This is a genomic window from Streptomyces sp. NPDC059668 (genome assembly GCF_042734135.1).
GTDB lineage: Bacteria > Actinomycetota > Actinomycetes > Streptomycetales > Streptomycetaceae > Streptomyces.
This window is the reverse complement of sequence record NZ_JBHWEL010000013.1, coordinates 123,562-132,284: the sequence shown is the minus strand read 5'-3', so window position 1 is coordinate 132,284 and position 8,723 is coordinate 123,562. Positions and strand designations below refer to the sequence as shown.

8 protein-coding genes are annotated in these 8,723 nt (G+C 71.8%); 4 read left to right on the top strand and 4 right to left on the bottom strand.

The genetic code is table 11. From position 1 onward, the window contains the following. Window positions 1-309: 309 nt before the first annotated feature. From ettA to ACFV2J_RS13155, 3 genes are read left to right on the top strand one after another with little or no spacing between them, the layout of a single operon-like run. Complete coding sequence (gene ettA / locus ACFV2J_RS13165) at window positions 310-1,974, top strand: energy-dependent translational throttle protein EttA (protein ID WP_385092267.1); 1,665 nt, start codon at window positions 310-312, stop codon at window positions 1,972-1,974. Between the two features lie 2 nt (window positions 1,975-1,976). Further along, window positions 1,977-2,387: an acyl-CoA thioesterase gene (locus ACFV2J_RS13160; RefSeq protein WP_385092264.1), complete on the top strand. Its 411-nt coding sequence runs from the start codon at window positions 1,977-1,979 to the stop codon at window positions 2,385-2,387. Then, window positions 2,384-3,073 (top strand): hypothetical protein, encoded by a 690-nt coding sequence (locus ACFV2J_RS13155; RefSeq protein WP_385092261.1) that lies wholly within the window; start codon window positions 2,384-2,386, stop codon window positions 3,071-3,073. Before ACFV2J_RS13160 ends, ACFV2J_RS13155 begins: the two co-directional genes overlap by 4 nt. Window positions 3,074-3,144: 71 nt before the next feature. On the opposite strand, the gene ACFV2J_RS13150 is transcribed toward ACFV2J_RS13155, so the two are convergent. Further along, the gene (locus ACFV2J_RS13150; protein WP_385092258.1) at window positions 3,145-3,549 is read right to left on the bottom strand and encodes a globin; all 405 of its coding nucleotides are present in this window, start codon (window positions 3,547-3,549) and stop codon (window positions 3,145-3,147) included. Window positions 3,550-3,724: 175 nt separating this feature from the next. Between ACFV2J_RS13150 and ACFV2J_RS13145 the strand changes: the two genes are divergently transcribed. Further along, window positions 3,725-4,708 carry a methyltransferase domain-containing protein gene (locus ACFV2J_RS13145; protein WP_385092255.1) on the top strand — a complete coding sequence of 328 codons (984 nt, stop codon included), beginning with the start codon at window positions 3,725-3,727 and terminating at the stop codon, window positions 4,706-4,708. Window positions 4,709-4,884: 176 nt separating this feature from the next. Here the strand turns inward: ACFV2J_RS13145 and ACFV2J_RS13140 are convergent, their stop codons facing one another. The 3 genes from ACFV2J_RS13140 to ACFV2J_RS13130 all read right to left on the bottom strand — a co-directional run. Next, window positions 4,885-6,234, bottom strand: coding sequence for an FHA domain-containing protein (locus tag ACFV2J_RS13140; protein ID WP_385438547.1), 1,350 nt, complete (start codon window positions 6,232-6,234; stop codon window positions 4,885-4,887). 73 nt (window positions 6,235-6,307) lie between these two features. Beyond that, complete coding sequence (locus ACFV2J_RS13135; RefSeq protein ID WP_385097697.1) at window positions 6,308-7,654, bottom strand: VWA domain-containing protein; 1,347 nt, start codon at window positions 7,652-7,654, stop codon at window positions 6,308-6,310. 177 nt (window positions 7,655-7,831) lie between these two features. Beyond that, on the bottom strand, window positions 7,832-8,723 hold an 892-nt coding region (locus ACFV2J_RS13130; RefSeq protein ID WP_385438544.1), incomplete at its 5' end, for a PP2C family protein-serine/threonine phosphatase.

Genomic DNA, 8,723 nt, shown 5'->3' with positions numbered 1-8,723 from the left:
TCTCATCACCGTTAGCTGAGCGCCGCGCGCCCCCGCGGCCCCCCCCCCCGGGCGTCGGACACCGGGTGAGGGCTCGGCCGCGAGAGCCGGAGACGTCGCCCGGGTGATCACCCCTGGGCCGTCCCCGGGCCGTGCGAGGCCGCTCGGCGGCGGGCGACGGCGACGATGAGCGACCAGGCAGTCACGGACCGGACGGTGAACGTCCAGGTCACGGCCCCCTGACGATACGGGTTTCCCCCTGGGGGTGGCGGTCAGGCAAGATGGGGTGTATCTGCCCACTGCCGATTTCAAGCGTCCGGACGGTTTCTCTTGGCTGAGTTCATTTACACCATGCGCAAGACGCGCAAGGCGCACGGCGACAAGGTGATCCTCGACGACGTCACCCTGAGCTTCCTCCCGGGCGCGAAGATCGGTGTGGTCGGTCCGAACGGCGCCGGTAAGTCCACCGTTCTCAAGATCATGGCGGGCATCGAGCAGCCCTCCAACGGCGACGCGTTCCTGTCGCCCGGTTTCAGCGTCGGCATCCTCATGCAGGAGCCGGAGCTGGACGAGTCCAAGACGGTGCTGGAGAACGTCCAGGACGGCGCCAAAGAGCTGATGGGCAAGCTCAGCCGTTTCAACGAGGTCGCCGAGCTGATGGCGACCGACTACTCGGACGCGCTCATGGAGGAGATGGGGAAGCTCCAGGACGACCTGGACCACTCCAACGCCTGGGACCTCGACGCGCAGCTCGAGCAGGCCATGGACGCGCTGGGCTGCCCGCCCGGCGACTGGCCGGTCACCAACCTCTCCGGTGGCGAGAAGCGCCGCGTGGCGCTCTGCAAGCTGCTGATCGAGGCTCCGGACCTGCTCCTCCTCGACGAGCCCACCAACCATCTCGACGCCGAGTCGGTGAACTGGCTGGAGCAGCACCTCACGAAGTACGCGGGCGCCGTCGTCGCCGTCACGCACGACCGGTACTTCCTGAACAACGTCGCCGAGTGGATCCTCGAACTGGACCGCGGCCGCGCGATCCCCTACGAGGGCAACTACTCCACGTACCTCGACAAGAAGGCCTCCCGCCTCAAGGTCGAGGGCCGCAAGGACGAGAAGCGCGCCAAGCGGCTCAAGGAAGAGCTGGAGTGGGTCCGGTCCAACGCCAAGGGCCGCCAGACCAAGTCCAAGGCCCGCCTCGCCCGTTACGAGGAGATGGCGGCCGAGGCCGACAAGATGCGGAAGCTGGACTTCGAGGAGATCCAGATCCCGCCGGGCCCGCGACTGGGCTCCATCGTCGTCGAGGTCCAGAACCTCTCCAAGGCGTTCGGTGACAAGGTCCTCATCGACGACCTCAGCTTCACGCTGCCGCGCAACGGCATCGTGGGCGTCATCGGCCCGAACGGCGCCGGCAAGACCACGCTGTTCAAGATGATCCAGGGTCTGGAGACGCCGGACACCGGCGCGATCAAGGTCGGCGAGACGGTCAAGATCAGTTACGTCGACCAGAGCCGCGCCAACATCGACCCCAAGAAGACGCTGTGGGCCGTCGTCTCCGACGAGCTCGACTACATCAACGTCGGCCAGGTCGAGATGCCGTCGCGGGCCTACGTGTCCGCCTTCGGCTTCAAGGGCCCGGACCAGCAGAAGCCCGCGGGTGTCCTCTCCGGCGGTGAGCGCAACCGGCTGAACCTGGCGCTGACCCTCAAGGAGGGCGGCAACCTGCTGCTCCTCGACGAGCCCACCAACGACCTCGACGTGGAGACCCTGTCCTCGCTCGAGAACGCGCTGCTGGAGTTCCCCGGTGCGGCCGTGGTCATCTCCCACGACCGCTGGTTCCTGGACCGGGTCGCGACGCACATCCTCGCGTACGAGGGCGAGTCGAAGTGGTACTGGTTCGAGGGCAACTTCGAGTCGTACGAGAAGAACAAGGTCGAGCGGCTCGGTGCCGACGCGGCCCGCCCGCACCGTGCCACCTACAAGAAGCTGACCCGGGGCTGATCTTGCGGCACATCTACCGCTGCCCGCTGCGCTGGGCGGACATGGACGCGTACGGCCACGTGAACAACGTGGTCTTCCTCCGCTACCTGGAGGAAGCCCGTATCGACTTCCTGTTCCGCCCGGAGAAGGACTTCCAGCAGGGATCCGTGGTGGCGCGCCATGAGATCGACTACAAGCGGCAGTTGGTCCACCGGCACAGCCCGGTGGACATCGAGCTGTGGGTGACGCAGATACGAGCGGCGTCGTTCACGATCGCCTACGAGGTCAAGGACCCGGACCAGATCTATGTCACGGCCTCGACGGTGATCGTGCCGTTCGACTTCACGCAGCAGCGTCCGCGCCGGATCACGGCACAGGAGCGCGAGTTCCTGGAGGAGTACCGGGACGACGTGGACGAGGCCGTCGCTGCATGACCGCCCTGTACCTCGCCGACGAAGGGGAGGCGGCGGATCTCGCCGCCTTCCTCGCCCGGCTGATCCACTACGACCGCGCGGCCGCCGTGCGCCTCCAGGCGTCCGGCACCGCGCTCGCGGTCTTCGGGCGCCCGCCGGCGTTCGAGGTCCTCGCGATCCGTACCGTGCGGCTCGCCAAGCCGTACGAGGACGGGCTCGACATCACGCTCGACGTGACCGTCTCCGCCGGTGAACTCCTGGAGTCCGTCGAGGTTCCGGCGGCCACGGTCGCCGTTCCCGCGGCGGTCACCGGTCCGCCGTGGGCGGGCGTGCTGCCGCCCCGCGGCGGCTGGCGACCGGAGCCGGGGCTGCCCGCGCCGGACGCCGTGCGCGCGTCGGTCGGTGCCGCGGTCGCCGAATTCCGGTCCCGTACCGAGGAGTTGGCACCCGAGCTGCGTACCCGCGCCGAACTCGACGGCATCGGACGGGAGATCTGGTCCCGCCCGATCGGTGACAGCGGCCTTCCGGTGCGGGCCGCGCACGCGGCACAGTCGCTGGGATTCCTGCGCGCGGCCGGCCGGACCATCGCCGGGGAGAACCCGTTGGGCCTGTACTCGTCGGGAGCGTGGCTCCGGCTCCGCACGCCCTACGGGTCGGTCGCCGTGCGCCGGGCGGGGCTCGGAGCGCTGGACGTCAGCGTCCGCTGAGCCGGCCGCCCGTACGACCCGGTCCCTCGTCGCCCCCCCCCCGGGACCTCGACGGGCGTCGCCCGCCCGCCTCAGCCGGCCGTGTTCACCATCGAAGCCGCCGCGTACGTCAGGTAGTTCCACAGCGTGTGCTCGTGCTCCTCGGAGAGGCCGAGCTCGTCGACGGCCACCCGCATGTGCCTGAGCCAGGCGTCGTGCGCCGCCTGGTCGACGGCGAACGGGGCGTGACGCATCCGCAGCCGGGGGTGGCCGCGGTTCTCGCCGTACGTCGTCGGGCCGCCCCAGTACTGGATCAGGAACAGCGTGAGGCGTTCCTCGGCCGGGCCCAGGTCCTCCTCGGGATACATGGGCTTCAGCAGCGGGTCCTCGGCGACTCCCTCGTAGAAACGGTGGACGAGGCGCCGGAAGGTCTCCTCGCCGCCGACCTGCTCGTAGAAGGTCTGCTCCTGAAGCGTGCCGCGCCGAATCTCATTCACGTCTCCATGGTCTCAGACCCGATGGCCGAGGACTCGAGGCTTAGGACCAGTCCATGGGCCGACGGGCCGGGGCGGTACGGGCCCCACGCCGGGCCGGGTCCGCTCCCCGGCCTGCGCGCACCCGATCGTCCGGCCGGCGCTCGCCTCCGGGCCCCGCCGGCAGCACAGTGGAGGTATGGGCGCGCACACACTCGACAACGATCTGGACGACCTCGCCACCTCGGTGCGGGCCGCGCTGGTGCGCGTCATCGAGGCCAGCGGGGCCTGGGACGCCGACCCGGTCTGGCGGGAGGCGTTCCAGGAGATCCCGCGCCACCTCTTCGTGCCCTACTACTACGTCGGCACCTCGGACGGCTTCGAGCGGGTCTGGTGCGAGGACCCCGACCCCGGACAGCGGGAGCGCTGGCTGCGCGGCGCCTACACGGACACCGCGCTGGCCACCCGGGTGCGCGACGCCGAACTGGTCTCCTCCAGCAGCCAGCCGTCGCTGATGGCGATGATGCTGACCGCGCTGGAGATACGCGACGGGGACGCCGTCCTGGAGATCGGCGCGGGGACCGGCTACAACGCGGCGCTGCTCGCCCACCGCCTCGGAGACGGGCTGGTGACCACGGTCGACCTCGACCCGGAGATCACCGAGTCCGCGCGGCAGCACCTGGACGCCGTCGGCAGGCATCCCACCGTCGTCACCGGGGACGGCACCCGCGGGGTCCCCGAGCGGGCCCCGTTCGACCGGATCATCGCGACCTGCACGCTCACCTCGATCCCGCGCCCCTGGCTGGCGCAGTGCCGCCGGAATGCGGTGATTCTCACACCACTGGCCACCGGCCTGATCGCGCTGCGGGTCCGGGACGCCGAGCACGCCGAGGGGCGCTTCCTGCACACACCCGCCTATTTCGTCCCGCTGCGTGGCGACACCCGGCCCGACGACCCGGAGCCGCAGCATCTGGGCGGACTGCCGCGCCGGGCCCGCGGCGACGAACTCTTCCGGTTCCTGCTGACGCTCACGGCGGGCAGCCTCGATCCCTACGAGGCGTTCACGCTGTGGGAGCGCGAGCGGCGGCCGGTGCGCGAGCGGTACGGGATCACGGTCAGCGGCGCGGACGCGTGGGCGTGGCTGGACGACCCCGGGGGACCGCACGTCTGGCCGCTGCCGTAGAGCCTCGGAAACCGCCGCGCAGGCAGGGGAGAGGCCCCCGGCGGGCGCACCGGAGCGGCACCGGCGGGCGCGGAACGGAGGCCCTGGCAGGTGCTCCGGAGTGACCTTGTACGGGCACCGGGAACGACGAGGTACGCGTACGGGAGGAACCCCCGCACGCGTACCGGACGCGTCGCTCAGCCGAGCCGGATGGTGATCGTCGTCCAGGCGCCGACGTGCACCCGGTCCCCGTCCTGGAGGGGAACCGGGACGAAGGGCTGGATGGGCTCCTCGCCGCCGTTGACCGTGGTGCCGTTCGTCGAGTTCTGGTCGACGACCGCCCAGCTGCCGTCCGGCTGCTGGACCAGGACCGCGTGCTGGTGCGAGACTCCCGGGTCCTCCGGGGGCACCGCGAGGTCGATGTCGGGGGTGTCGCCGGTGGAGTGCCGGCGCCGGCCGATCGTCAGCTGGTTGCCGGTGAGCGGGCGCTGCTGCTCCGGGGAGTACGCGGGCAGGTTCAGGCCCGCGGCCTCGGGGCCGGAGCGCTGCATCATCGCCATGAAGTACTCGCGGTCGGGGCCGATCGTCACGGTCCAGGACAGCGGCTGCCGCTGCTGCTGGTAGCCGACACCGGGCGGGGCCTGGGTCGCGCCCGGCTGGGGGTAGCCGTAGCCGCCGCCCTGACCGGGGCCGGGGCCGCCGGGGCGACCGCCGGGACCGCCCTGGCCACCGGCCGGCGGGGAGATCACCCAGTCGTCGTCACCGCCGCCGAAGGACGGGCCGCCGGGGCCGCCCTGCCCCGGCCGTCCCTGCTGCCCCTGCTGCGGGAACGCGGGCGCGGCCGGCTGCTGCGTGAAGGCCTGCGGGGCGCCGGGACCTCCGGGCGGCGGGCCGGGACGCGAGGGGTCGGCACCGAAGCCGCCGTGACCACCGGGACCGCCGGAGGGGCCGGGCGGGCCGCCCTGACGCGACGGATCGCCCCGGAAACCGGACGGGTCTCCCCCGTATGGCGGAATCGGTTCCGCGGGACGGTTCATCTGCGAGGGCCGTGAGCTCTGGTAGTCGAACGGGTCGTGACCGGGGCCACCACCGGGACCACCCGGACCGCCGGGCTGTCCCGGGCCGCCGGGACCGCCGGGCTGTCCCGGGCCGCCGGGACCGCCGGGCTGTCCCGGACCGCCCGGCTGTCCCGGACCGGACTGCTGGAAGCGCAGCGCCGGATTGGGCAGCCCGGGCGCGGGCGCCTGCGGGCGCGGCGCGGCCGGGGTGTACGAGGTCGCCGTGTTCGTCAGGAAGTTCCACCGGCACTCCTCGCAGAACGGCGCACCGCCCTCACGGGGCGTACGGCACTGCGGGCAGAGCTCCGGCTCGGAGCCGGGCACGGCGGAGTGATGCGGGCGTCCGCCAGGACCGGGCGGTGAGCCCGGAGCCGGATAACCGTATCCGGCGGGCGGTGGGGGCGGAGGCACGGCACCGGCCATGCGGTGACCGCAGACCTCGCACCAGTCGTCGGAACCCGACTGGTGTCCGTTCGGGCAGGTCGGCATGTCGGCGCTTCCCCCTCTCCTCTTCCGGTCGTCATGACCGGATTTCTCCGGCTCCCCACGGGAGCCGGGCTCGCTACTTCTTTACACGAACAGTCTTTGTGGACCGTGTCTCGAGCGTCATTTCGTCGGCCTCTTCGACCTTTGCCTTCAATCGCACAGTACCTGCCGCGGCGTCGACCACGTCCACCACCTTCGCAAGCAGTTTCGCAGTATCGGCGTTGCCGGACACATTCGCGAGCTGAACGGCGCGGCCCAGCTTGGCCGTTGCGCCGTCCACATCTCCCGATTTGCGGAGATCGAGACCCTGTTGGATGACTTGTGCCAGTTCGGCCTGACCTGTGTAGTGCGCGACCTGCGAGTTGATCCTCGTCGAGGCCACCATGTCGTCGGTCCACACCGCCCGTACGAGACCCTGCGCGCCGAGGTTCTGCACGCCCCCGTCACTCTGCGGGATCACCAGCGAGACCCGGGCGGCCAGCATCTCCTGGCCGACCCCGGCCAGGGGGACCTCGACGCACACGTGGTAGTCGCGGGACTCGTCGCCCCAGGAGCCCGTGGGATAGTCGCCGGCCCGGGGGCCCGCCTCGGTACGCCGGCCGGTCAGCTCGGCGACGGTGGGGGCGACCTGCTTGACGAACTTGATCGTCGTACCGACGGGCGTCCACAGCCGCAGCGAGACGTCCGCGACCTCCTTGCCCATCGCCGTCTCCATCATCTGCGTGAAGTCGGCGGACAGGGCGGCGGGGTCGGCGACGATGTCGGCGGTGCCGAGCAGCGCCGAGGCGATCCCGGTGACCTCCTTGACCTCCCAGTCGGTGCCCACTCCACGCGCGTCACACGTGAACCGTCCGGCGCAGGAGTCCAGCGCGGCCTTCAGGTCCTCCGGCGACTCGTGTTCGTTGCGGCCGTCGGTGAGCAGGATGCCGTGCCGGATCGACACCTCCGCCGAGGACAGCAAGCGGTCGGCGAGGCGCAGCCAGGTGCCGATCGCCGTACCGCCGCCCGCGCTCAGCCTGCGCAGCGCCTGCTTGGCCTGCTCGCGGGTGGCCGCGTCGGCCACCGCGAGCCGCCCGGCGCCCGGGTAGACCTCCTTGGCCACGTGGGTGCCGCCGATGACCGCGAAGTGCACACCGTCGCGCAGGGTGTCGATCGCGGCGGCCGTCGCGTCCCGGGCGTTGCGCATCTTGGTCGGCGGGTAGTCCATCGAGCCCGAGCAGTCGACCATGATCGCCACGGCCGCGTCCGGGCCCTGCCCGGCCGTGTACAGGTGGGGCGCGCCGACCGCGCTCCCGACGGTGCCGCCGCCGGTGGCGCTCACCGTGACGATCGCGTTGACCTCACGGCCGTTCTCGGGCAGGTACTCGTTCTGGTACACGTCGACCGAGAACTGCGGCACGTTCGACTTCGAGAAATTGGCCATGCCTTCTTCGTCCCCCTCAAGGCCTCCGGTGGTTGACGGAGGTGATGACTGTCCGCGGACCGGTCCCCTCCGGTCCGCGCCCGACCCCGTTGCCGACGTCGCCGACGTGGTCGGCGCTGTCGCTGCCGTCGGTGTCGCCGACGTCGGCGTTGTCGTCGCTTGCGTGTTTTTGCGGCCTCAGGCCGATCCTGCCCCCTGCGACGGCGCGGGGAACGGTACGACGGCCACTGTTACGTTGTCGTGGCCCCCGCCGTCCAGGGCGTGACCGACCATCACCCGGGCGCTGTGCAGCGGTCGTTCGGCGGCGTCGAGCGGGACGACCTCGGCCATCTCCTCGGCCGCCTCCGCGTAGTTCCACAGTCCGTCGGTGCACACCACCACCACGCCCGGCCGGTCCGGCTTGAAGGACGCGGTATGCGGCTCCAGTTCGTACGCGTCCGCGCCGAGCCAGCCCGTGATGGCGTGGGCGCGCTCGTCGGCGTACGCCTGTGCCTCGCTCATCAGGCCCGCGGCGACCATCTGCGCGGCCCAGGAGTCGTCCTCGGTGAGCCGGGCCGGGGGCGAACTCCGGTCGACGGGGACCCAGTAGGCGCGGCTGTCGCCGACCCAGCCGACGATCAGCAGGGTGGGGGTGACGACGGCGCCGACGAGGGTGCAGGCGGGCGCGTTCTGGTGCGGAGCGTGTTCGTCCTGGGCGGGGGGCGCCTCGGCCAGGGAGTTGACGGCCTCGGCGGCGGCGACGATCGCCTCGTGCATGGCCTGCTGCGGGTGGGTGCCCAGGGGCAGGGCCGCGAGGAGCGCCTCGGCGGCCGTGCGGGAGGCGGCGAGCGAGGCCTCGTCGGGGCGGGTCGCCGAGGAGACGCCGTCGCAGACGATCGCGACGACGGCGGGTGAGCCGTCGGGCAGCGCGGTCGAGGAGACCGCGAAGGCGTCCTCGTTGCGGTGGTGGCGCAGACCGCGGTCGCGGGGGGGGGGGGGGGGGGGGGCGCAGCGCGCGGGCCTGGGGGGGTGGGGAGAGCGCGTGGGGGGGGGGGGGTGTGTCTCTGTAGGGAGCGGGCTCAGTGGGGCG

Excerpts from the sequence above, each read along its gene's own strand:
- ACFV2J_RS13135 (WP_385097697.1), bottom strand. The coding sequence starts at position 7,654 with ATGGCCAATTTCTCGAAGTCGAACGTGCCGCAGTTCTCGGTCGACGTG.
- ACFV2J_RS13145 (WP_385092255.1), top strand. The coding sequence starts at position 3,725 with ATGGGCGCGCACACACTCGACAACGATCTGGACGACCTCGCCACCTCG.
- ACFV2J_RS13155 (WP_385092261.1), top strand. The coding sequence starts at position 2,384 with ATGACCGCCCTGTACCTCGCCGACGAAGGGGAGGCGGCGGATCTCGCC.
- ACFV2J_RS13140 (WP_385438547.1), bottom strand. The coding sequence starts at position 6,234 with ATGCCGACCTGCCCGAACGGACACCAGTCGGGTTCCGACGACTGGTGC.